The sequence below is a fragment of the Dysosmobacter segnis genome, from assembly GCF_014297285.1.
GTDB lineage: Bacteria > Bacillota > Clostridia > Oscillospirales > Oscillospiraceae > Oscillibacter > Oscillibacter segnis.
Genome location: NZ_JACOQI010000014.1, coordinates 22,165 through 47,809, shown reverse-complemented (window position 1 = coordinate 47,809; position 25,645 = coordinate 22,165). Strand labels below are relative to the sequence as shown.

At 58.3% G+C, this 25,645-nt stretch carries 15 protein-coding genes and 1 riboswitch; all 15 genes read left to right on the top strand.

Annotation, left to right across the window (positions count from 1 at the left end):
- Positions 1 to 74: 74 nt before the first annotated feature.
- The 15 genes from H8Z83_RS13105 to H8Z83_RS13035 all read left to right on the top strand — a co-directional run bounded on the left by H8Z83_RS13105 (position 75) and on the right by H8Z83_RS13035 (position 25,382).
- Positions 75 to 857, top strand: coding sequence for a prepilin peptidase (locus H8Z83_RS13105; protein ID WP_187015460.1), 783 nt, complete (start codon positions 75 to 77; stop codon positions 855 to 857).
- Between the two features lie 30 nt (positions 858 to 887).
- Positions 888 to 1,895, top strand: coding sequence for a pilus assembly protein PilM (gene pilM / locus H8Z83_RS13100; RefSeq protein WP_187015459.1), 1,008 nt, complete (start codon positions 888 to 890; stop codon positions 1,893 to 1,895).
- Positions 1,892 to 2,563 carry a hypothetical protein gene (locus H8Z83_RS13095; RefSeq protein ID WP_187015458.1) on the top strand — a complete coding sequence of 224 codons (672 nt, stop codon included), beginning with the start codon at positions 1,892 to 1,894 and terminating at the stop codon, positions 2,561 to 2,563. The genes pilM and H8Z83_RS13095 overlap by 4 nt, the downstream gene beginning before the upstream one ends.
- Entirely contained in the window at positions 2,560 to 3,099 is a 540-nt protein-coding gene (locus H8Z83_RS13090; RefSeq protein ID WP_187015457.1) for a hypothetical protein, read from the top strand. Before H8Z83_RS13095 ends, H8Z83_RS13090 begins: the two co-directional genes overlap by 4 nt.
- Positions 3,100 to 3,127: 28 nt before the next feature.
- The gene (locus H8Z83_RS13085) at positions 3,128 to 9,628 is read left to right on the top strand and encodes a type II secretion system protein (RefSeq protein ID WP_187015456.1); all 6,501 of its coding nucleotides are present in this window, start codon (positions 3,128 to 3,130) and stop codon (positions 9,626 to 9,628) included.
- A 69-nt stretch (positions 9,629 to 9,697) separates the two neighbouring features.
- Positions 9,698 to 10,375 carry a hypothetical protein gene (locus H8Z83_RS13080; RefSeq protein WP_187015455.1) on the top strand — a complete coding sequence of 226 codons (678 nt, stop codon included), beginning with the start codon at positions 9,698 to 9,700 and terminating at the stop codon, positions 10,373 to 10,375.
- Positions 10,372 to 10,671 carry a type II secretion system protein gene (locus H8Z83_RS13075; protein WP_187015454.1) on the top strand — a complete coding sequence of 100 codons (300 nt, stop codon included), beginning with the start codon at positions 10,372 to 10,374 and terminating at the stop codon, positions 10,669 to 10,671. The genes H8Z83_RS13080 and H8Z83_RS13075 overlap by 4 nt, the downstream gene beginning before the upstream one ends.
- Positions 10,668 to 11,156: a pilus assembly FimT family protein gene (locus tag H8Z83_RS13070; RefSeq protein WP_187015453.1), complete on the top strand. Its 489-nt coding sequence runs from the start codon at positions 10,668 to 10,670 to the stop codon at positions 11,154 to 11,156. The genes H8Z83_RS13075 and H8Z83_RS13070 overlap by 4 nt, the downstream gene beginning before the upstream one ends.
- Positions 11,157 to 11,238: 82 nt before the next feature.
- Entirely contained in the window at positions 11,239 to 11,586 is a 348-nt protein-coding gene (locus tag H8Z83_RS13065; RefSeq protein WP_187015452.1) for an Hpt domain-containing protein, read from the top strand.
- A gap of 127 nt (positions 11,587 to 11,713) precedes the next feature.
- Positions 11,714 to 14,146 carry a diguanylate cyclase domain-containing protein gene (locus H8Z83_RS13060; RefSeq protein WP_187015451.1) on the top strand — a complete coding sequence of 811 codons (2,433 nt, stop codon included), beginning with the start codon at positions 11,714 to 11,716 and terminating at the stop codon, positions 14,144 to 14,146.
- A gap of 39 nt (positions 14,147 to 14,185) precedes the next feature.
- Complete coding sequence (locus H8Z83_RS13055; protein ID WP_187015450.1) at positions 14,186 to 16,594, top strand: ATP-binding protein; 2,409 nt, start codon at positions 14,186 to 14,188, stop codon at positions 16,592 to 16,594.
- Positions 16,595 to 16,614: 20 nt separating this feature from the next.
- Positions 16,615 to 17,415, top strand: a complete 801-nt coding sequence (locus H8Z83_RS13050) for a substrate-binding periplasmic protein (RefSeq protein WP_187015449.1) — start codon at positions 16,615 to 16,617, stop codon at positions 17,413 to 17,415.
- A complete protein-coding gene (locus H8Z83_RS13045; RefSeq protein WP_243185004.1) occupies positions 17,405 to 19,975 on the top strand; it encodes a response regulator in 2,571 nt (856 codons plus the stop codon). The genes H8Z83_RS13050 and H8Z83_RS13045 overlap by 11 nt, the downstream gene beginning before the upstream one ends.
- A gap of 270 nt (positions 19,976 to 20,245) precedes the next feature.
- Positions 20,246 to 20,320: riboswitch (cyclic di-GMP riboswitch) on the top strand.
- 256 nt (positions 20,321 to 20,576) lie between these two features.
- Complete coding sequence (locus tag H8Z83_RS13040; RefSeq protein WP_187015448.1) at positions 20,577 to 22,421, top strand: ABC transporter substrate-binding protein; 1,845 nt, start codon at positions 20,577 to 20,579, stop codon at positions 22,419 to 22,421.
- A 36-nt stretch (positions 22,422 to 22,457) separates the two neighbouring features.
- Positions 22,458 to 25,382 (top strand): response regulator, encoded by a 2,925-nt coding sequence (locus H8Z83_RS13035; RefSeq protein ID WP_366464293.1) that lies wholly within the window; start codon positions 22,458 to 22,460, stop codon positions 25,380 to 25,382.
- Positions 25,383 to 25,645: the final 263 nt, after the last annotated feature.

The window sequence follows — 25,645 nt, the reverse complement described above, 5'->3', positions numbered from 1 at the left end:
GATAGCGAAAGGGGGTGGCCGAGGGTTGGCGGCCATCCCCCACGAAGGAACATTACGCCAAGGAGGAAGCAATCATGCTGCGCCTGTCTCCGTTCATCACCGTTTACTGCTGCGCGGTGGCGGCCCTGCTGGGCGCCTGTACGGGCAGCTTTTTGGCCTGTCTGGCGTGGCGCACCGTCCACGGGGAGTCCGTTCTCCGGGGGCGCTCCCACTGCGACGTCTGCGGCCATGTGCTGGGCGTCCGGGATCTGGTGCCGGTGTTCAGCTATCTGCTCTCCGGGGGCAAGTGCCGCTACTGCGGCGCAAAGCTCTCCGCCCGCCATGTGTGGGGGGAGCTGATCTCTGCGGCGGTGTTCGTGAGCCTGCTGCTCCAAAATGATATTTCGCTCCAAACCCTCGAAGGGTGGCTGCTGGCCTGTGTGCTGCTGGCCTGCGCCTTCGCGGATCTGGAGGGGTACATCATTCCCGACCGCTTTGTGGCGGTTGGTGCTGTGCTGTTCGTCGCCACCTTATTTTGGGAGCCGGAACCGCTCCGCCGGGCGCTGGACGGCGCGCTGGGCGGTGTGACCGTAGCCGGCGGATTGCTGCTGCTGTCCCTTTATATGGACAAGCGCATGAAGCGGGAGACGCTGGGCGGCGGCGACATCAAGCTGCTGTTTCTGACGGGGCTCTTTTTCGGCTGGAAAGGGAACCTGCTGTGTCTGGTCCTGGCCTGCGTGGTGGGGATCGTATGGGGCCTCGCCGGAAAACGGCGGGGCGAGGCCATCCCGTGGGGACCCTCCATCGCCGTCGGCGCATGGATCACCGCTCTGGCGGGACAGCCGTTTATCAACTGGTATCTGGGTTTTTTTGCCTGAGTCTTTTTATCGAGAAAGCGAGGACATGACATGGGGAAGATCGTAGGCTTTGAAATTGGCGATCACAGTGTCAAGCTGGTATATTTTGCCGGTAATGAATTGAAAAAGTCGGTGTGCGCGGAACTGCCGGACGCCATGGTGTCCCACGGGCGCATCCTGTCCATGGACGCTATGGCGGATTTCCTGCGGGATACCGCCCGGGCCAACGGCATTCCGCGGGCAGGGGCGGCGGTGTCCCTGTCCTTGGCGGATGCCTATACCCGGGACGTGACCATGCCCGCCATGACGGAGCAGCAGCTGGCCTACAATCTGCCCTTTGAATTCCATGATTTCCTGACGGAGGAGAAGAGCAAGTATTTCTTCGACTATTCCGTGCGGGAGGTTCGCAGAGATCCGGACGGCTATCCCTTGGAGATGGATCTGTTCGCCTGTGCCATGCTGAAGGAGCGGGTGGAGGCCTACCGGGCCATGTTCCGCCGGGCTGGCTTTAAGCTGAAGGTGCTGACACCTCTGGAATGCGCCTACGGCGCGCTGATGGCGGAGCACATCCGCCGCACCGGCGCGCCGGAGATCGGCCGCTGCGTGGTGAATCTGGGCCATCGGGTGACCCGGATGCACTTCCTGCAGGGCGGCGAGTGCGTGGGCGTCCGGGAGATCGACATGGGTCTGGCGGATCTGGACCGGATCATCGCCGACAAGCTGGACGTGGAGATCCATGTGGCCCATGAGTATAAGCAGAGCAATTTCAACGGTGTACTGGAAACGGAGTATTCCAAGGAATTTTACAGCCGTCTGGCGGTGGAGATCATGAAGGCCGTCAATTTCTACCACTACAACAACCGGGACCGGGAATTGAAGGAGCTGTATCTCTGCGGCGGCGGCGCGGCCATCATGCCGCTGCGGGAGACCGTGGCCGACACGGTGAACCTGACGGTCCGGGGCGGCGAGGAGCTGTTGGACGAGGGGATGCGCCCGGCCGAGGAGCCGTGGCTGTATCTGCGGGCCATCGGCAGCGTCTGTGAGGGAGGATTGAAATGATTCTGGAAAAAGAGCGGGAGGAGGTCTCCATTCCGGCGCAGCAGCCGGCGGAAGCCATCCCCTATGAGCCTGCCCCCAGCGGGGCTGCCCCCCGGAAAATGATCAAATGCCCCAGCAAGACGGGCATCAATATGAACAAGCGGGAAAAGCGCACCGGAGAAATGCTGACCTTGGTGATCGGTCTGGCGGTGATCCTGCTGATGGCGGGTCTGGTGGCCCGGTTCGGCGTGATGGAGCAGTACCGGCGTCTGTCCGAGGCCCAGAGCGCCTACGGAAAGGTCCACAGCCAGCTCACCGCCTGTCAGGAGCAGCTGACGGACTACGAGCAGGTGCTGGCGGAGTACCGGAGCAGCTCTCTGGACGGCATGGCGGACAGCGAGGGCAAGCTGGTCACCGTCCCCCGGCGGGATGTGCTGGATCTGGTGGAGGACCTGATGATGCCCCGCGGCAAGGTGCTCTCCGTCGAGATCCTGGATGACGCTGCCGAGGTGGAGATGTCCGATATGCGGCTGGACCAGATCTCCGAGATGTTCGCCGTGATGGAGGAGCAGCCCATCGTGCAGAGCGTGGAGCTGAATGTGGCTTCCACGGAGGAAAACAAGGCGGCTTCCGTTTTGAGCTTCTCCGTGAAGATCTATCTGCAGCCGGAAACGGAGGTGGCGGAATGAATCGGGAACTGACAAGACGGGAAACGGTCCTGCTGCTGATCCTGGTGGTTCTGGTCATCTGTTTGGGCTACTTCAAGCTGATCTTTGAGCCGATTCAGGATCAGGTGGCTCAGTATCAGGACACGACCTCTCAGGAGCAGAGCGAGCTGGAGCAGGATCTGATCCTGCTGACGCGGAAACAGGAAATGCAGCGCAAGATCGAGGAGGTCCGGGCCTCCGGCGAGGAGCGGACGATCCCTCAGTATGACAACAGCAGAAGGCTCATGCTGGACCTTCACCGCATTCTGGATTCTGCGGTGGACTACTCTCTGGACTTTTCCCAGAGCACCACGCAGGACAGCTACATCGTTCTGCGGCCGGTGACCATGAGCTTCCAGACCCATACCTACGCCCAGGCGCGGGCCATTGTGGACGCCCTGAGCGAAAGCGAGAATATGAACCAGATCTCCGATCTGAGTATCCGGACCAATCAGGGCCGGGACCGGGATCTGGTGCAGACGGATCTGGTGATCACGTATTTTGAGGTGGCCTCCTGACGGAAGGACGGAGGAGAAAGGGACCCCCATGAAGAACAAGGCGACACGGAACAATATGCGCGGCTTTTCGCTGATGGAGATGCTGGTGACGGTATTGATCCTGGTGATTTTGTTTGCCTTGGCCATGATCCCGATCTCCAAAATTCAGAAAAACCTTCGGCAGACGGAGCTGGACAGCCGGGCGGAGATGATCTTCTCCGCCGTGCAGAACCGGATGACCCGGCTTCAGGCTGTCGGTCAGGACAGCTATTATCAACCTACCGGCATGGTAGGCGCTGCCGAGCTGATGAACATGATCCCCAAGGACGCAGAGAAGGATAAATACAAGAAAACCACGCTGGCCTATGTGACCTCTGCCGACAAGAACAACAAGGATTCCGCCGCTTCCTGGATCTATCCGGAGACGGAGGCCGAGGCGGACCTGTGGAACGGCAACTGGGTAGTGGAGTTCGATCCTTCCAGCGGCAGCGTTTACGCGGTGTTTTTCAGCCGGGAGGACATGAAGTACACGCCGGATGGATTCAATGATTTGCGTTACCGCGACAAGCGTCTGGAGAATGGCGCTAAGGTCGGCTACTACGGCGGCGACTCCGTGGGCGCGGCGGCGACCGAAAGCCTGGACCTTACGGTGGATGTCATCAATAAGGACCAGCTGCTGGTGGTGGCCTCCTGCAAGGTCAGCGCCAGAAATAACCTGCAATTTTATGCCGTCATCAAGGATGAGTCCGACAACACTGTTCAGGAATTTGAAATTAAAACCGATACCAATACGGGGGACACCGTAAAAACGGAAAAAGGCATCCGCACGGCAACGCTGGTGCTGGATAATCTCAGTGCGGGAAAAAATCTGCGCTTCGGACAGCAGGACCGCTTTAAAGATGCTAAGACAAGCAAGCATCTAATCCCCGGCGAAAACCTGACGGTGACGATCCGGGTAAAGGATGCAAATAACAACCAAATCCAGGGAACCTCCAAGACCGTTACCACCAACAGCCTGTTTGCGGAGGTCCGGGATGATGCCAGCGGGTTCGGCGGAACCGGCCGGACGGCGGTGATCAAGTACGGACGGCATCTGCAAAATCTGGAGGAGAACTCCGGCTTAAACCGAGGAACCGACAGCAAGACGCCCGCAATCACCGCCGCGATGCAGGAGCGGGATATCCAATTCAAGAGTGATGAAAACGATAGCTGGGGTGTTCTCTATCCGACCCAGAACTTTGTGCCTCTCGTGAATCCTAAAATCAACAGCTATCACAGTGAGATCGGAAGCTATTGCCCGGTGATCTATGACCTGACGGTCGACACGACCGACACGACCGGCGATGCGGGCCTGTTCGAGACCTTTGCCGGTGAATTGAAAAATATCCGTTTGGCCGACGCCCAGATTAAGGGCAGCGGAAATGTCGGCGGTTTGGTTGGAAAGCTGAACGGCACGACAACGATCGACGGCTGTCAGGTGTACCTGAAAAATGTCAAGGACAAAAACATTCCCGGAGACGAGATCTTCACGAAGCACACGCGGATCGACGGCAAGGTGGCCGGTGGTCTGGTGGGCAGCACAGAGGAAAAACCGCTAACGATCCAAAACAGTCTGGCTGCCACGGTCATCCGGGGCAAAACCGCTGCCGGCGGTCTGGTGGGCATAGGGCATGGAGGGATTTCTCTTGACCACTCCTATGCAGATTGCTACCTTTACAGTGATCCGGATACCACTGAAACGGATGCAGGTTATGCCAGCGGTTTGATTGGCTGGCGAGTTGTTGCTACGGCAACGTTAAAAATCACAGATTGTTATGCCGCCGGTTTCTTGGTGGGCAAAACTACTGCGGGCCTTGTAGCGTGCGACCTGACCGGCAATGAACTGGAAAATGTATACAGCGCCTGCGCGACGCTGACGGGAGAAAGCCTGACATACGGAACGGCAGCCAATACCAGCGGCGGGGGAAGCGGTACTTCCCCAAAGAATGTGTACTATCTCGGCGGATCGGCGAAACCTACCATCGGCGAAGAGAAATACTATCATGAGCTGAACGCCGCGGATGCGGAAAAGCTGTTCGCTTCTGACTCTTCTAATAATGCCTTCACCAGAAAGAACAGCGATACCTATGCCTACAACCTGATGAAAGGTCTGGGCCTGACGCTGTACTCCTATCCCAAGCTGAAGAACCTGCCCCATTACGGTGACTGGAAGGCGGAGTTTGAAAACGGCGCACTGGTGTACTACGAGTGGTACGGCGGGGACGACTACGGCTTCTTCGGCGCGAACGTTGAGGCGCTGTCCGCGACGGAAACGGTGAAGGGCGACGGCTACGGCGTAGTCTATGAGAAAAACTTGCCTGCTGACAAGGTAACCGTGACAGTTAATGACCAGCCCTATGAATTGAATTCGGCCACCGCAATCACCATCACGGTCACCGACAAGGACGGCACAAAAAAGACCTACTGTCTGCTTCCCCTGCCTGCGGATCTGGTGCAGGAGGTCGATGGGGTGCCGCAGGTCGATGGGCAGCCGAACTTCTACACGAAGCTGACGGTAGGCAGCGCGGCGGGCAAGGCATACTACTACAACCCCCATTTTGCCAAGACTGCGCTGACGGCCGAAGCCGGAAAGCCGGAATTCGTCAGCATCCGCACGGCGCGGCAGCTCAATAACCTGAGCGCATATTACGACAAATACGCCGACGAGAAGGTTCTGCCCAAAAACGCCGCCTTCCAGCAGGAGCGGGACATTGATTACAGCACCTATGTCTGGACAAAGTACGGCAAGGGCGGGAAACCGGTCACGGAGCAGGCTCCCATCGGACAGACAGAAGCCACTCCCTTTAAGCACCGCTATGACGGCGGCAGTCATATCATCACCGGCGTTTCCTTTGCCAGCGGGAAGGACGGCCTTGCCGTCGGCCTGTTCGGCTTTACGGAGGGAACGCTGGAGAACATCGTCGTGACAACGGAGGAACCGCTGGAAAAAGCCCCCACCTCCAAATTGGGCGGCAATGTCCAGTGGAAAACGGTGTATACAGGCGTATTGGCCGGTAAAAACAGCGGCACGATCAAAAACTGCGCCGTTTCCGGCTACCGGCTGTCCGGCAGCGCCTACAGCGGCAGCACCTACTACCTCGGCGGTCTGGTGGGCTGCAACGAGGGCCTGATCCAGGCATGCAGCGCCGATATTCCCAGCATCACCGGCACCAGCACCTATGCCCGGAGCTATTGTGCCGGCGGTCTGGTGGGTATGAACGACGGCAGCGGCTACATCCGCCAAAGCTACGCCCTCGGCAGCATCGAACTGACGGAGATACGCGGCAGTGCCATGATCTCCGGCTTTGTGGGCGACAATCAGGGCACCATCCGCAACAGCTACTGCGCCACGGCCCTGAGCGCCGTGACGGGCGCGGAGGTCAACGGCTTCACGTCGGATCATGGCAGCGTTTCCGACTGCTATTACCTCAGCGGCGGCACCTATACCTTCGCGGGGACGGTGCGCCTGTACGATTACGAGCCGGGAGCTTCCGGCGCGGAGAAGAAGACCCACGAGGAAATGAAGGAGTTGAAGCTGTCCGGCTTTAGCAAGGTGGCTGAGACCAAAAACCATCCCAATACCGAGGGGACTGAGACCGCGTACCCCTATCCCAGCAGCGTCACCGCCACGGACAAGAAGCACGTCCACTACGGCGACTGGCCGACCTCGGCGGACATGGGAACCATCGGCATGGTCTATTGGGAAAAGGAGGAGGGCGGCGCCAACAGCGGCTATCACTTCTCCTACATCGGCTTTGACGCAAAGGGTGTCCGCAAGGAGGGCAGCAGCCTTTGCACCGCCCACGATGACGGCGGCAAGATCACCGATTTCGGCTACGGCTACTACTGCAAGGACAAAACAAGTGGGAAGCTGACGCCGAGCGGCAACTTTGTCCTTGGAGCAGAAAACGCCGAAGCGAAAAAAGAGCTTGCCAAGCAGGTGTCCGGCTACAACTTCACCTGCTATCGGACCGACGGCAAAGACGGCCTGCGGCTGTTGGCAGAGACCGACATCATCAGTGGCAAATTTACACTTGCCGCCAACGGCACATGGACCTTGAAGCAGGGGACGCAGACATATGAGTATGCGGTGTGCCCCTTCTTCGGAGATTCCTACTGCCCGGTCGAGGATGTGGGAAACAACGAGCAGAACCTCGGCAAGACAACGACCACCACCACGAAAAAGCCGTACCAGATCCGCTCCGTGAAGCAGCTCCAATTCATCAACTGGAGCTGTGAAGTTACATCAGAATATAATTACAGGACGAGGAAATATTCTTTCAGATTTAATACCGGAACGGACCGCCCGGTGACCTCAGAAACCTATCCGCAGTTCCCCTATCTGCAATACAAAACGATGGATAGTAAGCAATCACGGGCCAGTGCGGAGAATGCTCGTCCCCAGCGGAGCTGGACACAGACCCATGACGTCAACGGCGTGGACATGGAAAACCCGACGAACGGCGAAAAGAACACTCCGTTCCACCCCATCGCCGGAGCGATAGGTGTGAATGAGAACAATTACAGTGTTACGCTCTACGCGTGGTTCGGCGGGAAGTACGACGGCGGGAACTACTACATCAAAAACATCGCCATCAATTCCAACTGCTACAATGTGGGCGTATTCGGCACCACGGCAGGCGCGACGATCGAAAACATCGTGCTTTACAGCGACAACGGCGGCATCATCCAGCGCAGCTCGATTGTAACGGACAATCAGTGTGCCTACGCACTGGGCGGGTTGGCCGGTATCGCCTATGAGTATGCGGATGAACGCGAAACGAGCGAAGCGGTGATCCAGAACTGTGCCATCGCGGGCTATAAGATCCAGGACAACAGCCAAAACAAACTGGGGCTCGGCGAGGCGGTGGTAGGCGGTCTGATCGGCGTTTCCAGCCTTGAGCTGGACCGATGCTCCGCTGTGGTGGACATTCAGATCAACTGCACGCACCTGGATAAAGATAGTAAACTGGTCGCGCCGAAATGGGGCAACTTTGTCCGCGTGGGCGGCTTGGTAGGCGGCGTGCGGGGCAAGGTGAGCAACTGCTATACCGGCGGCAAAATTGAGGTCAGTGAGAATACGCTCAAGGAGCGTGTTGTGTCCAAAAAACTCACGGATCTTGTGGGCCTCAAAGGAACTCCGGCAAAGGTTGTACAGGGTGATAATTCTTGGGATAAAAACCCTGCTACCTTCGTTTACCTGGGAGGCATCGGCGGCAGCGGCTTCTCGTCTACCTTTAAGAATTTCGGCGAATCGCAGGACGGCAACCCGAACTTTGAGAACTGTTACACCTACATGACTTTCCCGGCGATGCGAGGTACCATCACCGCTATTTCCCTCATCGGCAGCGTGGCGGACCGGTACGGTCAGGCGGATAGCATGACGATCACCAACTGCTATTATCTTGACAGCAGCGCGAAGATTGATTTCACTCAACTGCCGAAATTCTATGCCAGCGGGAAAAGATCACTCACTGACCTGCTGGGCGAAGATTCGGATCTGGCCAAGACGAACCGGGATAATATGCTGAAGGGCAAGCTGGACTATTTGGGGCAGTACACTTGGGACAGCGCAAAGACAAATATCTACCACATCAACGGCCTGACTCCGCTGACCTACGAGCAGATGTCCAACCAGATCGGCAAGGATAAGTTTATCCAGACTCAAAACGAAAGCCCGGCGGCGTACTACAAAACCTTCTTGGACGCGCTGAATCGGAACGGCGGCAAGGCTTTCGGCTGGGTCACCAACGAGGAAAGCGGTTCCTCGATCCACGGTAAGTACAGCTTCCCCGGCAGCGACGCGGCTCTGCAAGGGCAGGATTATCCCTTCCCCACCGTGCTGCGGGGAACGGACAGCACCGGGGCAAAGGAGGTCAACCTCCACTACGGCGCGTGGCCCAAGGTGGGTATGCTCTGGAGCGAGGGCATTGTCTCTCTGGACCTGATCGCGGACTATGTGCCGTCCTCCGGGGCCACGAAGGAACTGAAACTGAATCTGTTCAATGTACCCGAGGGGACAGGGGCGGAACCGCCGACCTTTACTTACAGCCCCGAGGGCGTGGTCAAGGCAAAGGCTGTCCCAATCACAGTCGAGCCCAACAAGGGCGACTTTGCGGTCACGCTGACGGGCGTAGGGACCGGCGCGACCGAGGTGATTGCGAAGTACGGCAGCTACATCGCCCGCCTGATGGTCACGGTCACGGCTGATCTGAAGGTGGACTTGGAAAAGGACAGCGTTGAACTGAACCCAGAAGGCACAGAGATCATCCAGCTCAAGGCTGTTGACAAGAAGGGCAAACTCTGTACGGCTGTTTGGAAAGTCACCAGCGATAATCAGGAGGTGGCGACGGTCACCGAGCAGCCTGCTGACGGCAAGATCACGGTCACGGGCGTTGCCACGGGAGAAACGGAGCTCCGCATCACAGCGACCTGCACAGTGGGCGGCAAGAACTACACCGCCACGGCGATCCTGCCGGTAACGGTCAAGGGAACAAGCGGCGGAGGCTGAACAAACACAATGGGACGGCGTTTGCCGTCGGAATTTCCGGAAAAATGAGAGGAAAGGAGGGCGATCCGGATGAAAAAGTTGAAAAACAACAGCGGCGCTACGATCCTGATGGCCCTCCTGCTCATTTTGCTGGCCATGGCGGTGGGCGCGGCGATCCTGACGGCTGCCGTCAGCGCCGCCCACCACATGAAAAGCGACCGGGAAGCCCAGCAGAACTACCTGACGGTCAGCTCCGCGGCGGAGCTGATCCGGGACAGCATTGCGGGGGATTCGTATGAACGGATCATGACGGAGACCCATACCGCGCTGAAAGATGCAGAGGGGAATATCACAGGGTATACGGTCTCACGCAAAGCCAAGGTAACAGACCCCCCCAAGGGGATCATGGGCGAATGGCTGTCCGCCTGCATTGAGAATGGCAACGATAATAACGAATATGCCAGTCTCAAGGCTTTCAACGATACCATCGAAGTGAATCTGAAGATCAACGATGACACCAGCCTGCGGACGGTGAAAGCTGCCTTTTCCGCACAGAAGGACGGCAAAATTCAGGTGCAGCTGTATTTGAAGCCGGAAGAGGGTAAGACGGATGACTGCCGCATGACCCTGACCATGCAGGGAACGCTGACAAAAGCGGAGGAGTCGGAATCCTACTCCAGCGAAGATGTCGACTCGTATATTTACAAGACCACGGTCAAGTGGGAGCCGCAGAGGATCACCAAAGGGATCGAGGTGACAGGCCCATGAACAAGCTGAGAAATAACCGGGGCGAAACGCTGGTGGAGTCTCTGGTCTCCATCTTGATCGCCGTGCTGGCCTTTGGCATTCTGGCCACGTCTGTGGTCACAGCGGAAAAGATCAACGCCAAGACCCGGAACACGAATGTTATGTTCCAGTATGCAACAACATCGAAAAATTCTCCGACAGTCACGCTGACCGGAGAGGAAGCGAACGGCAAAAAAACCGGCTCCGGCCCGGTGTCGCTCTACGAAAACAACGGCTATTACTATTACAGCTACGATAAAACGGGGGCCGGGTCATGAAAAAACTGCGGAATCAAAACGGCCTGACCCTGACGGAGATGCTCTGCACGGTGATCATCGTGCTGCTGTTCAGCAGCCTTGTGGCGGTGGGAGCCAATGCTGCGGTGCGGAGTTTCCGCATTTCCATGGCGGACTCTCAGGCCCAGGAGCTTTGCTCCACGCTGACCACCGCCATCAGCGACAAGCTGCGCTACTGCACGGTGGAGACCGACAACACGGTGTTTATTCAGGGCGTGGGCTATGTGGAAGGTGCGGCTAACGAGATTTTTACCCTGAATTCTGACAGCGGTCAGGTGTATCTGGGAGAAAATAAATTCCTGGGTGCATACGCCTATCCGGAGGGCTTGAAGGTCAAAGATTTTTCCGTAGAATATAATGGTACGGAAAGAGTTTTTACCGTTAAATTCCAAATCAAGGACCGGCGGGACACCAAGCTGGCCGAGGCCGATTTTCAAGTGAAGCAGATCAATCAGGAGACGAATTAGACAGCATTGTAACCACCGGTTATGCCGGTGGTTACAATGCTGCATTCATAAAAATGCTGACAGCAGATATGGGGGCACAAAAATGACGATCAAGCAGTGTTATCAGGCGATGGGCGCGGATTTTGAGGAGATTTTCCAGCGAATTCCCAGCGAAGCCATGATCCGGAAGTTCGCCGTGAAATTCCCGGAGGACAAGAGCTTTGCGGAACTGACGAAAGCACTGGAACAGGGCGACGTGGAAACGGCGTTCCGGGCGGCGCATACCATTAAGGGTCTGTGCCTGACGTTGGGCTTTTCCCATCTGACCGCCCCGGCCAGCGAGCTGACAGAGCTGCTGCGGGCCGGACGGCTGGACGGCAGCGAAGCACTTTACGACCAGCTGGCGCAGGCGTACAACAGAACGGTGGAGCTTCTCCGGGCAGTGGACTGACCGGGGGAGGGAAGCAGGCCGTCGCCGCGGTACATCGCGGCGAAGACCTGCGGTGCATGAATATACGAAAACAAAAAGCGGACATTGACACGCTTTTTTGCAAGCGGAAGCAGGAGGGGATGGCTGTATGGAACGACAGACGGTCTTGATCGTTGACGATTCGGAACTGAATCGCATGATGCTGATGGAGATCCTGGGAGAGCAGTATCACTATATTGAGGCTCAAAATGGGCGGGAGGCTGTCCGGCTGATGGAAAAGAAGCTGACGGTGGATCTGATGCTGCTGGACATCAATATGCCGGAGATGAACGGCTTTCAGGTGCTGGAGCAGATGAACCGCTTCCGGTGGATCGATGAGATCCCGGTCATCATGATCTCCACCGATGAGACCAATCAGGCCATTCAGCAGGCATACGCCATGGGCGTTACGGACTATATCCGCCGCCCCTTCGACACCTTTATCGTGCGCCACCGCGTGGAAAATACCCTGAAGCTCTATGCCAACCAGAAGCGGCTGATGTATCTGGTTTCCGACCAGATCCGGGAAAAAGAGGAAAACAGCAACCTGATGGTGGGAATTCTCAGTCATGTGGTGGAGTTCCGCAACCATGAGGGCGGCGACCATATCCGCAACATCCGCAGCATAACGGAGCTGCTGCTCCGCCGGCTGGTAGAGAAGACGAAGGCCTACCACCTTTCCGAGGAGGACATCGCCCTGATCAAAACGGCTTCCGCCCTCCATGATATCGGCAAGATCACCATTCCGGAGGAGATTTTGAATAAGCCGGGGAAGCTGACCTCGGAGGAATTCGCTGTGATGAAGACCCACGCGGCAGCCGGCGCGGTGATCCTGGAGCAGATGACCTTCGGACAGGAAAAGCCGCTGTTCCGTTACGCTTTGGAGATCTGCCGCTGGCACCATGAGCGGTGGGACGGCCACGGCTACCCGGACGGGCTGCGGGGAGAACGGATCCCCATCGCCGCGCAGGTGGTGGCACTGGCAGATGTCTACAACGCGCTGACCAGCGAGCGGTGCTACAAAAAAGCCTTTGACCACGATACGGCCATCGCCATGATCCTGGGCGGAGAGTGCGGCGCCTTCAATCCGCTGCTGCTGGAATGTCTGGCGGACGTATCGCCCCGGCTCCGCATTACGTCCCATGTCCCGCTGGACGGAGATCCCTACCGGCTGGAGGTGAACCGGCTGTCCGATGAGCTTCTGGCCCGGGCCGATCTGCCGCGGAATGACCGGGTGCAGCGGATACTGGAGTCCTTGCAGGAGCGCATCGACTTCTTCGCGTCCTGCAGCGGCGGGATCCAGTTTGAGTTCGATGCGCTTTCCGGTCTGGCGGACATCACCAATTGGGATGAACCGCCCCAGTACCGCCATACGGTGAAGAACGCTGCTCACCCGGAGTGCTTCTGCCGCCTGAGTCAGAAGGATTTCCACCGGCTGCAGGAGGCGATGGCTGCCACGACCAAGGAAACACCGGAATTTTCCGTGAGCCTGCTGCTGCCCTGCGGCACGGAGCATCACTGGTGCGACCTGCGGGTGCGGACGCTGTGGTCCGACCGGCAGCCGGAGCACTATGTGGGCGCCGTGGGTCAACTGGTGGACCCGCAGCTCTCCGTCAAAAAGCCGCTGCTGCTGTCGGCTGCGGACGTGAATACGGAGGACGGCACGCTGGCCCTCGCGGCGGAGATGCGCCGTCTGAGAATGGTATTCGATGTTGTTCGCCTCGTAGACCCCACTACCAATTCCGTGTTGGAATTGGACGAGCAGGGCGTTCTCCATCCCAACGGCAGCCACTGCGCGGCCTTCTGGGACAACGGCCGCAGCTGCGCCAACTGCATTTCCTCCCGGGCACTCGCCCAGAAAACGACCCTGAACAAGCTGGAATTTACCAATACGGATATGTACTTCGTCATTTCCAAATACCTGTGCCTGAATGGGATGCCCTGTGTGCTGGAAATGCTGTCCAAGCTGAGTGAGGGCCGCTGGATCGACGCCAACGGCACCCGGCTCCTGCTGGATCACAGCCGGGCCGAGAACATGGAGCTGTTCATGGACCCGCTCACGAACACCTATGCCCGGCGGTATTTTGAGTCCTACCGCTCCCATCTGGAGGGCATGGAGCATGTGGCGATCATCGACGTGGACAGCTTCAAGCAGGTAAATGACGCCTACGGCCACCAAACCGGAGACACCGTCCTGCGGGACATTGTCGCCGCGATCCACTCCTGCATCCGCAGTACGGATACGCTGATCCGCTACGGCGGCGACGAATTTTTACTGCTGTTTCCCAAAATGGACGAGCATATTTTTGTGCGGAAGCAGAACGAGATCCGGGAGGCGGTCCGCCGGATCGTCATTCCGGAGTATCCGGAGCTGCACCTGTCCGTCAGCATCGGCGGCGTCAGCGGCGTGCATCCCCTTGCGGAGGCCATCCGTCAGGCGGACTACCTGATGTATGAAAATAAAGAGAAATATTATACAGAAGGGGAACATGTCACCCCCCCCCCGAAAATGGAAGAAAATATAAAAATCCGCGATAAATAAGCATGAATATTCAATCGAAACAGGAAGGTGGAGACTGCGGTGCAGAATTGCGGAAAAGAAGCCCTAATCACCATGTTCAAAGACAGCTCCCTGCCTTTTGGCATTGTTCGCGTGGAACTGGATGAGACCGGCCGCCCGGCAGACTGGAGCTTTCTCTGCTGCAATCAGGCGTTGGAAACGCTGACGGGGCGGACCCGGGCGGAGCTGGTGAGCAACAGCTTCCTGACGCTGCGCCCGGATGGCGCAAGCGAGTGGATGGGACCGTTTTATACGGCGGCCTTTGAAAAGAGCCCCGCAAGGCTGGAGGCACAGGACGAGGCGCGGAAATTTCATCTGTATATCGACTGCCTGCCCATCGACGAGGCAGGCGAGTGCGCCCTGCTTCTGCGGAACTCCTGGAAGGAGGACACCTATCGGAAAAAGCTGGAGGAGCAGATCGTCTCCTTTCGGAATATCCACAAGTCCATGTCCTCCGGCGCCTGGCACCTGACGTTCAATGACCGGTGGGAGCGGGTCTCCGTGGAATGGTCCGACACGCTGCGGCAGATGCTGGGCTTCCACTCGGAAAAGGAGTTTCCCAATGCCTTTGAAGCGTGGACCAGACAGCTCCACCCGGAGGATGAGGCGCGGGTCCTGAGCGCTTACGAAGCGGTGGTGGAGGATACCACGGGGGAGCAGCCCTTTGACGTGGAATACCGCCTGCGCCACAAGGACGGCACCTACCACTGGTTCCACACCACCGGCGGCCTGTCCCGCCGTGCGGACGGGTCCCCGGAGTTCTTTGACGGGATCTTCGTCAACACCGATGAAAAGCATGAGACGCGGGAGCGCTTCCAGCGGGCTCTGCGGGAGGCGCAGACCGCCCGGCAGGAGGCGGAGCTGGATCACGAGATCATCTCCTCTGTGAGCCGGCTGTATTTCTCCATTTTCCGGATCGACCTGAAAAAGAACTTCTATGAGGAGATCTCCAGCGACAACTCCGTACATCGCCTGACGGGACACCGGGGCATGGCCCAGCAGAAGCTGAACGAGCTGTGCAGCACCTTTGTGGACCCGGAGTACCGGCTGGCGGTCCGGCAGTTCTTTGACCTGTCCACGGTGCCGGACCGGCTGGCGGATACCGATACGGTGGGGATGGATTATTTAGCCACCAACGGCAACTGGTACATGGCCCGGTTTATCGAAAAGCGGCGGGATGAAGCCGGACGGGTCACCCACATCCTCTATGTGACCAGAAACGTCACCAAGGAAAAGCGGCAGGAATTGGAACGCCAGAAGCTGAAGATCGCCTATCAGGCGACGGAAAAAGCCAACGAGGCCAAGACCGCCTTTCTGCTGAATATGTCCCATGACATCCGCACGCCCATGAATGCCATTCTGGGCTACGCGCACCTGATGCGGAAGGAACTGACGGACCCCAAGCTGCTCCACTATCAGGAGATGATCGAGGAGTCCGGCAGCCTGCTGCTGTCCATCATCAACAACGTGCTGGACATGACGAAGATCGAGAGCGGGCGGCTGGAACTGAATGAAGACTACAACCGCGTGGGAGATGTCGTCGGCAAGATCGTCGCCGTTTTCCAGGGGGAGGCCCGGAAAAAGAATCTGACACTGACCAGAGTGCAGAAGGCGACGAATCTGGATATTCTATGCGACGTTACAAAGCTGCAGGAGCTCTTTACAAACCTGATCAGCAACGCCGTCAAGTACACCCCACCCGGTGGGACCGTCACGGTCACCACCGAGGAGTTGCCCTGCGCTCAGCCGGGACACGTGACGCTGCGTACCGAGGTGGCCGATACCGGCATCGGCATCAGCCGGGAGTTTCTGCCTCATCTGTTTGAGCCCTTCTCCAGAGAGCGGAACACCACTGCGGGCAAAGTGCTGGGAACCGGACTGGGTATGCCCATCGTCCGGAGCCTTGTGGAGCTGATGGGCGGCACGATCACCGTGGAAAGCGAGCAGGGGAAGGGGTCGAAATTCACTGTGACGCTGACCCATAAGCTGGCGGACCAGGCGCACTGTGAGAAGACGCCCGCCGGGACGGAGGAGCAGTCTGACCACTGCCTCACCGGGAAGCGGCTGCTGCTGGCGAAGGACAATGACCTAAACGCGGAGATCGCCACCGCATTTTTGCAGGATATGGGCTTTACGGTGGATCGGGCCGTAGACGGCGCCGACTGCGTGGACCGGTATCAGCATGAGGCGGCTGGGACCTACGGCCTGATCCTGATGGACATTCAGATGCCCAATATGGACGGCTATCAGGCGACGCTGGCGATCCGCGGCCTGCCGGATAAGGAAAAAGCCGGGATCCCCATTGTGGCCATGACGGCCAACGCCTTTGCCGAGGACCGGCAGAAGGCCTTCAACGTGGGAATGAACGGCCATATTGCCAAGCCCATCAATACGGAGATCCTGCGGGAAACGCTGCGGGAATTGCTTTGAAACTGAGGAAAACGAGATACATGAAACGCATCACAGCACTTATTTTGACCTGTCTGCTGTCCGTGGGGCTGCTCTGCGGCTGCGGCGCACAGCAGCCGGAACCCGCACTCCCCGAGATCATCATCGGCAGCGATACCTACCCGCCCTACGTCTATCTGGACGATAACGGCGACCCCACCGGCATCGATGTGGAGATCGCTACGGAGGCCTTCCGGCGGATGGGGTATCAGGCGGTGTTCACCACCATCGACTGGGAACAGAAGAAAACACTGGTGGACAGCGGCGAGATCGACTGCATCTGGGGCTGCTTTTCCATGAGCGGCCGGGAGTATGACTACCAGTGGGCCGGGCCCTACGCGATCAGCCGCCAGGTGATCGCCGTGGACGCGGGCAGCGATATTTACACCATGGGCGATCTGGCCGGAAAGACCATTGCCGTGCAGTCCACCGGAAAGCCGGAGGATCTGTTCCTCCACCACCGGATCGCCGATATCCCGGAGTTCGGGGCCATCATCAGCCTGGAGGACCGTGGCGTGCAGTACGCCGCGCTGGACTGCGGCTATGTGGACGCTGTTGCCGCCCATGAGATGGCCATTCTGCAATATATGGAGGACTACGGGGCGGAGTTCCGTATTCTGGACAAGCCCCTGCTGGTCACCGGGATCGGCGTCGCCTTTTCCAACAATGATAACCGTGGGCTGGCCCAAAGGCTGACGGAGACCTTTGCCCAGATGCGGCAGGACGGCACTCTGCAGGAGATCCTCGGCAGATATCTGGAGCACCCCGAAACCTATCTGGAGGTAGAGAGCCTTGGGCAGTGAAAAAACACAGAGCATGTTCAGCGCAAGGTTCTGGTATGCCTGTCTTGCGGTGGGGATCATTGCTTTGAGCGTGGTGTACACCTTCTCCCACAAGGTGGATATCCGCCGGTGCGAGGAACGGCTGACGACCACAGTCGAATTTATCAAGGATCAGACGGACAGCTATGTGAACTACAACAATATTGCCGTCGCCAAAAGCCTGATGCGGGGCAGTACCGTCATTCGGACGCTGGAGGAGATCTCTCTGGACTGCAGCGAGGCGGAGCTGGAGGTGTATGCCGACAAGCTGTGGCTTACAGGAATTTCCGTACTGGATCAGCAGGGGAACGTGGTGTGCGAGTACACGGAGCACGGCATCGGCTACGCCCGGCTCCGGACCGACCTGGAACGGGCGTCGGTCCTTGACGTCATCGGCTATCCCCAGAAGACCTATGTGAAGCGGGTATATCTGGAGGACGGCTCCTATGCCGATATCGCTGTACATAGCTGCGCCAATAACACCGGCGCGGTGCTGGCCTACCGCCATACGCTGGCGTCCTTTTCCCAGAAGTCCGTTCTGTCCGTCCAAACTCTGCTGAACGGCTATGACGCCGACACCGTGGCGACCTTCCTTGTGGTAAAGGGGAGCCGGGTGGAGGCGTCCAATGACCCGGAGCTCATCGGAAAGGACGTTTCCGACGACCGGCTGATCCAGTCGATCCGAAAGAGTAATCAGTCGGAAAAGCTGACATTTGTGAACGTCGGAAACGGTATGGGGCAGTACTATGGCATGTATAGCCACGGGCGGAATTACTATCTTTATGCATACGTTCCCGCCAGGCAGATCGACAGCGCCACCTCGCCGAACCTGACGATGGCTCTGGCTGCGTATATCCTGATCCTGGTGCTGGTCCTGGGGCTCCGCTGGAGCACCGCCCGGAAATTCCAGCTCCGGCAGGAGAAGTCCGAGCAGGCTTATAAGGAATCTCTGGAGCAGAAGAATGCCGAGCTGGAGCTTGCCGTCCGCCATGAGGCGGCGGCGAACCGCGCCAAGCGGGAGTTCCTGTTCAATATGTCCCACGATATCCGCACACCGATGAACGCCATCATCGGCTTCACCTCTTTGGCGGCCACCCATATTGACAACCGGGATCAGGTCATTGATTACCTGAAAAAGATCTCCACCGCCAGCCAGCATCTGCTGTCCCTCATCAACGATGTGCTGGATATGAGCCGCATCGAAAGCGGTCGGGTCACCCTGGAGACAAAGCCGGTGTATCTGCCGGATCTGGTGCATGACATCCGGGACATCGTTCAGTCGAACATCGTTGCCAAGCGGCTGTCCCTGTTCATCGATACCATCGATGTTGTGGATGAGCAGGTCATTGCCGACCCCATGCGGCTCAACCAGATCCTGCTGAACATCCTGTCCAACGCCGTGAAATTCACGCCCACCGGCGGTATGGTCAGCCTGCGGATCGTGGAGGAGCCCACCGCGCCGAAGGGGTATGCGGACTATGAATTCCACATCCGGGACAACGGCATCGGCATCAGTGAGGAGTTCCGGAAGCATATCTTTGAGCAGTTCTCCCGGGAGGAGACCTCCACCGTCAGCAAGACCCAGGGCACCGGTCTGGGAATGTCCATCACCAAGAGCCTTGTGGATATGATGGGGGGGACCATCACCGTGGAGAGCGAGCCCGGGAAGGGCTCGGAATTCGTGGTGGCACTGCGGTTCCCCGTCAGCGGAGAGAAGCAGGAGCCGAAGCAGATCGCCCAGCTGGAGGGCCTCCGTGCCCTGGTGGCGGATGACGATACCGGCACCTGTCTGAACGTCAGCAAGATGCTGCAGTCCATCGGGATGCGGCCGGATTGGACCATCTCCGGCAAGGAGGCGGTCATCCGGGCCAAGGACGCCATGGAGCAGGGGGACGCCTTCAGCGTCTATATCATCGACTGGCTGATTCCGGATATGAACGGCATCGAGGTGGTGCGTCAGGTCCGCAAAATCATCGGGGATGCGACGCCCATCATCATTCTCACCGCCTATGACTGGACGGATATCGAGACGGAAGCGAAGGAGGCCGGTGTGACGGCCTTCTGTGCGAAACCGCTCTTTATGTCCGAGCTGCGCAGCGTGTTGGCGAAGCCCTTCGGCGCGGAGGATGCGTCGGCCGCGGCAGAAAAAGGACCGGATTTCTCCGGAAAGAAGCTGCTGGTGGTGGAGGACAACGAGCTGAATCTGGAGATCGCCTCCACCATTTTGCAGGAGGCCGGCTTCGAGGTGGACACGGCGGAAAACGGGCAGATCGCTCTGGAAAAAGTGGAGAATGCCCCTGCGGACCGGTACGATCTGATCCTGATGGATATACAGATGCCGGTGATGGACGGCTATGAGGCCACCCGCCGTATCCGCGCCCTTTCGGACAAGGAGAAGGCCAGCGTTCCCATCGTGGCCATGACGGCCAACGCCTTTGAGGATGACCGGAAAAACGCGCTGAATGCCGGGATGAACGGCCATATTGCCAAGCCGCTGGACCTGCCGAAGCTGTTCCGCGTTCTGTCGGAGCTGATGCGGTAACGCCGCCGAGCCGCACGTCCGGAGCAGAAAGCGCAAAAAAGAGTTCCGCTTTTGCCATAATCGGCAAAAACGGAACTCTTTTTCTGCCGGCACCGGGCAAAACCCCGAAGGGGATCTGCGTTTTCAGGGTCTGCCTTGGGCTTAGACCCTTCAATTACGGTTCAAAGCCCCGGGATCACGCCCGATAGGTTGCGAAAAGCTTAAAATTCTTTAGATATTTCTTAACGAACTCTTGTCAACCGCGCAAGGCTGTGTTATTATTTTCTATAAGTGAATCGCAGGCAAACCCGGCGCAAGCCGGTGACGCAAAGCTAAAGGGACCCACCGGGTCAGCCAGCTGCCGACGACGGGCCGCCGTCATTTTTTGCTGGACCCGGCTGCTTTGCGGATTTTTGAAACGCGGGAGCTGGCAGGCATGGAGCTATTTGGCGGCAGGATCGATCAAAGCTGCGCAGAGACTTCTCTGTGTGCTTGCGGTGTCCAAAACCTGATATTCTGAGAACGAAACACTTTCGGATGTGGTGTTCCACGTCCTGAAGGTGTTTTTTTGAGGGCAGAAGCAAGCGGGATGGAACGGATTTTTTTGGAGGGACGATAGCCTATGAAAGAGAGAGTATGGGGATGTATGGCTGCGCTGCTGCTGACGCTGGCGATGAGCGTTTCCCTCCTGGCAGGCTGCGCCGGGAGGACTGCGGAGGATGAGGAAGAACCCATCCAGGTGTATTTGTGGACGGCGAACCTGTATGAAAAGTACGCCCCCTACGTCCAGGCCCAGCTTCCGGATGTGGACGTGGAATTTGTGGTGGGAAACAACGATCTGAATTTCTATAAATTCCTCAACGAAAACGGCGAGCTGCCGGATGTGATCACCTGCTGCCGGTTTTCTCTCCATGACGCACAGCCGCTGAAGGACAGCCTGATGGATCTTTCCACCAGCAACGAGGCGGGCACCGTTTATAATACCTACCTCAACAGCTTCATGAATGAGGACGGCAGCATCAACTGGCTGCCGGTGTGCGCGGACGCCCACGGCTTTGTGGTGAACCGCGGATTGTTTGAGCAGTATGAGATCCCGCTGCCTACGGACTATGACAGCTTCATTTCCGCCTGCCGCGCCTTTGAGGCCGTGGGGCTCCGGGGCTTTACCGCCGACTACTCCTATGACTACACCTGTATGGAGACCTTACAGGGGCTGTCTGCCACGGCGCTTTCCTCCTCGGCGGGACGCAAGTGGCGCACCGCTTACAGCGACCCCGCCAATACGGAGCGTGTGGGCCTGGATGATACGGTGTGGCCGGGGGCCTTTGAGCGCATGGAGCAATTCATCCGGGACGTACATCTGACTGCAGAGGACCTGAATAACAACTATGACACGGTTACCGAGCTGTTTCAAAACGGCCAGCTTGCCATGTATTTCGGCTCCTCCGCAGGGGTGAGCCTGTTCCGGGAGGCGGGCATCGACACGGTGTTCCTGCCGTTTTTCGGCGAGAATGGCGAAAAGTGGCTTATGACGACGCCGTATTTTCAGGTGGCGCTGAACCGGGATCTGGAACAGGATGAGGCGCGCCGGGAAAAGGCCATGAGGGTGCTGAAGGTGATGCTGTCGGCGGAGGCCCAGAACATCGTCTGCAATGGGCAGGACACGCTGAGCTACAGTCAGAATGTGCCCCTTCGCTTTACGGACGCACTGCAGGAGGTGCGGCCGGTGGTGGAGGAGAACCACATGTATATCCGCATCGCCTCCAACGATTTCTTTTCCGTTTCGCAGGACGTGGTCTCCAAGATGATCGCGGGGAAGTACAGCGCGGCGCAGGCGTATAAGGCGTTTGACAGCCAGCTCCGTGAGCCAAGAGACGTCTCTGAGGAGACTGTCCTGACAGTGGAGCGGACCTATTCCAATACCTTCCGCCCCGAGGGCGGCAATGAGGCCGCTTCCGTGATGGCCAACACGCTGCGGAGCATCTATGGGACCGATGTGCTGATCGCGGAAGGAAGCAGCTTCACCGGCTCGGTGCTTCAGGCGGACTACACCGAGAAGATGGCCGGGTACATGATCATGCCCAATGGGCTGCTGGCCTACCAGCAGGAAATGAGCGGCGCCGAGCTGAAGGAGACCGTCAAAGCCTTTGTGGAGGGCTGTGAGGGTGGCTTTACGCCGTTTAACCGGGGCTCTCTGCCGGTGGTCAGCGGCATTGCCATGGAAGTGCAGGAGGAGCATGGGACGTTTACTTTGACGAAGGTCACACGGGACGGGGAGGCGGTCCGGGACGAGGACACCTTTACCGTGACCTGTCTGGCCGCAGCAAAGCACATGGCGCCCCTCCTTGCGGATGAAAGCCGCATGTTTGAAGGCGGAGACGTTCATGTGCGGAATACTTGGACCGAATACGCCGCACAGGATGACGCCGTTCTTGCGGAGCCTGAGACCTATATCAGCTTGAGGTAAGGATAGATGGAAGAAACGCATTACCACGCAAAAAGGATGAGACCGTTGGGGAAGCGGCGGGTGGCTGCTTTGGCGGCGGTGCTTGTCCTGTTATTGGGGATCGCCGCTGCCGGCGTCCGATATTTCGACTTCGTGTCCCGGACCGTCTACGAGGAGAGCACCGCCCATCTGGCGGAGGTGCTCCACCAGTCCAACAATATGCTGAACGAGGTGGTGGAGAAGAATCTGACCTACCTGCACCTGTGGGAAACCACCATGCGGCATATTTCCGACGAGGACGAGATCCGGCAGCTCATCGAGGCTGTTCAGCAGGAGACGGGCTTTTCCGACTTTTACTTCCTCTCCGCCGATGGCAACTATATGACGGCTGCGGGGGAGACGGGGTACCTGGGCATACAGGATGATCTGGAGGACCGGATCACCCAGGGCGGCGACATCGTCATGACTGCCGTGCTGCCCGGAAAGCCGGAGATGCTGGTGTTTGCCTGTCCGGAAAATCAGGGGACCTATCGGGGCTTCGCGTATGACGCCGTGGCGGTTTCCTATTACAATGACGATATTGTGAAGGTGCTGGATATCTCCGCCTTTGACGGGACTGCCAGCAGATATGTGCTCCATCCCGACGGCCGCATCATCATCAACTGCGCGGCGCAGATGGAAGAGGACGTCTACAACCTGCTGGCCGCCATGCAGGAGCGCTCTCCTCTCACCAGTGAGGATATTCAGACCCTGTCCGATGATTTCTCGCAGGGCCGCAGCGGCTCCCGGCTGGTAACGCTGGACGGCACGCGGTACTACATGACGTATCAGAGCGCCCACATTCTGGATTGGACGATCGTGGGCCTTGTTCCGGCGGCGGTTGTCAACGCCGGCATGAACGCGCTGCAATCCAGCACCATCGTGATGGTGAGCATGATCGTCCTTGGCATTTCCGCGCTGGCCCTTGCGCTCGTGCACCGAAAGAGCAGCGTCAAGCTGAGACGGAAGGACATGGAGATCCTGTACCGGGATGAGCTGTTCATGAAGCTCTCCATGAACGTGGACGATGTGTTCCTGATGCTGGACGCCCAAACGAATCGGGCGGATTATGTCAGCCCGAACGCGGAAAAGCTGCTGGGGATCACGGCGGAACAGATCCAGGAGGACGTTCATGTTCTGGGAAAGCTGCATCCCCAGGAGTCCGCAGAGCAGACGATGAACTATCTCACAGGGCTTGCGGTCAACGAGCAGCGTGAATGGGACTTTGAATATATCCACCAGAAGACCAGCGAGCACCGCTGGTTCCACGTTATCGCCATGGGCAGCAATGTGGAGGGCAGAACGAAGTACATTCTGGTCATGTCGGACCGGACTGCCGACAAGAAGATCAATCAGGCTCTTTCGGAGGCTGTCCGCGCCGCGGAGACCGCCAACCGGGCCAAGAGCACGTTCCTTTCCAATATGTCCCATGATATCCGCACGCCTATGAACGCCATCATCGGCTTCACCACGCTGGCGGTGAGCAATATGGATGACAAGGAGCGGGTTCAGGACTACCTGAGCAAGATCCTGGCCTCCGGCAACCATCTGCTCTCCCTCATCAATGACATTCTGGATATGAGCCGCATCGAAAGCGGCAAGATCCATCTGGAGGAGACGGAGACCAACCTGTCCGATGTGCTGCATGACTTAAAGACCATCGTCAGCGGGCAGATCCACGCAAAGCAGCTGGAGCTTTATATGGACGCAATGGACGTCACCGATGAGGATGTCTATTGCGACAAGACGCGGCTGAATCAGGTGCTGTTGAATCTGCTGTCCAACGCCATCAAGTTCACCCCGGCAGGCGGAACGGTCTCCGTCCGGCTCAGACAGCTTCCGGGGACCCGGAAGGACCGGGAGCAGTATGAGATCCGGGTCAAGGACAACGGCATCGGCATGAGCCCGGAATTTGCGAAAAAGATCTTCGATCCCTTTGAGCGGGAGCGAAGCTCCACCGTGAGCCGGATCCAGGGCACCGGCCTGGGCATGGCCATCACCAAGAACATCGTGGATATGATGGGCGGCACCATCGAGATCCGGACAGAGCCGGGCAAGGGCACCGAGTTTATCATCCGTGTGGCGCTGCGCGTCCAGCCGGAGCACCACCGTGCGGAGCGGATCGCGGAGCTGGAAGGCCTGAAGGCTCTGGTGGTGGATGACGATTTCAACACCTGCGACAGCGTGACCAAAATGCTGGTCCGGGTGGGGATGCGCTCGGAGTGGACGCTCTCCGGCAAGGAGGCCGTCCTCCGGGCCCGGCAGTCCATGGAGCTGGGGGATGCGTTCCACGCCTATATCATCGACTGGCGTCTGCCGGATATGAACGGCATTGAGGTGACCCGTCAGATCCGCAGTCTGGGGGACGGGACCCCCATCATTATCCTGACGGCCTATGACTGGACGGATATCGAGGTGGAGGCCAAGGCCGCCGGCGTCACGGCGTTCTGCTCCAAGCCAATGTTCATGTCCGACCTGCGGGAGACCCTGCTGGCGGCTCTGGGCCAGAGCCAGACGGAGACCGATGACAGCGTCCTCCCCGGCGGCAGTCCGGATTTCCGCGGCAAGCACATCCTGCTGGCGGAGGACAACGAACTGAACCGGGAAATCGCCGTGGAGATCCTCAGCAAATACGGCTTCGTGGTGGATACGGCGGAAAACGGCGTGGAAGCCGTGGAAAAAATCAAGGAGTCCAAACCCGGAGACTACGATCTGGTGCTGATGGACGTGCAGATGCCCCTTATGGACGGCGGCGAGGCCACCAGACAGATCCGGGCGCTGCCTGACCCTGCACTGGTGAAAATTCCGATCCTCGCCATGACGGCTAACGCCTTCGAGGAGGACCGGAAGAGTGCGCTGGAATGCGGCATGAACGGCTTCCTGTCCAAGCCCATCAACATCGAGGAACTGATCGCCGCGCTCAGCAGCCTCCTTGCCGGGTAAGCGCGGTTCCTCCCATCGTTCCGCCTGGCTATGACAAGCGCAGAACAAGCAGCATGGCCGAAACTATCAATAAAAGTGGTAGATTCTCCGCGACGGTAAGGAAGGGTGTGCGCGGGAAACCCAAGAGGGGTGTCCTGCGCCATTGAAATCCTGAGTTTTCAGAACTTTTATGAGGTTCTGAAAACTTGCTCAGCGGGGAGAAAAGACTTTTTCGACACGATGAGCATGGCCGAAGCGCGAGATCGCGCTTCGGCCATGCTCAT

Bases quoted from the DNA above. Each gene is read 5' to 3' on its own strand.
- H8Z83_RS13060 (WP_187015451.1), top strand. From the start codon at position 11,714: ATGGAACGACAGACGGTCTTGATCGTTGACGATTCGGAACTGAATCGC.
- H8Z83_RS13085 (WP_187015456.1), top strand. From the start codon at position 3,128: ATGAAGAACAAGGCGACACGGAACAATATGCGCGGCTTTTCGCTGATG.
- H8Z83_RS13065 (WP_187015452.1), top strand. From the start codon at position 11,239: ATGACGATCAAGCAGTGTTATCAGGCGATGGGCGCGGATTTTGAGGAG.
- H8Z83_RS13040 (WP_187015448.1), top strand. From the start codon at position 20,577: ATGAAAGAGAGAGTATGGGGATGTATGGCTGCGCTGCTGCTGACGCTG.
- H8Z83_RS13080 (WP_187015455.1), top strand. From the start codon at position 9,698: ATGAAAAAGTTGAAAAACAACAGCGGCGCTACGATCCTGATGGCCCTC.
- H8Z83_RS13105 (WP_187015460.1), top strand. From the start codon at position 75: ATGCTGCGCCTGTCTCCGTTCATCACCGTTTACTGCTGCGCGGTGGCG.
- H8Z83_RS13090 (WP_187015457.1), top strand. From the start codon at position 2,560: ATGAATCGGGAACTGACAAGACGGGAAACGGTCCTGCTGCTGATCCTG.
- H8Z83_RS13050 (WP_187015449.1), top strand. From the start codon at position 16,615: ATGAAACGCATCACAGCACTTATTTTGACCTGTCTGCTGTCCGTGGGG.
- H8Z83_RS13075 (WP_187015454.1), top strand. From the start codon at position 10,372: ATGAACAAGCTGAGAAATAACCGGGGCGAAACGCTGGTGGAGTCTCTG.
- pilM (WP_187015459.1), top strand. From the start codon at position 888: ATGGGGAAGATCGTAGGCTTTGAAATTGGCGATCACAGTGTCAAGCTG.
- H8Z83_RS13035 (WP_366464293.1), top strand. From the start codon at position 22,458: ATGAGACCGTTGGGGAAGCGGCGGGTGGCTGCTTTGGCGGCGGTGCTT.
- H8Z83_RS13070 (WP_187015453.1), top strand. From the start codon at position 10,668: ATGAAAAAACTGCGGAATCAAAACGGCCTGACCCTGACGGAGATGCTC.
- H8Z83_RS13095 (WP_187015458.1), top strand. From the start codon at position 1,892: ATGATTCTGGAAAAAGAGCGGGAGGAGGTCTCCATTCCGGCGCAGCAG.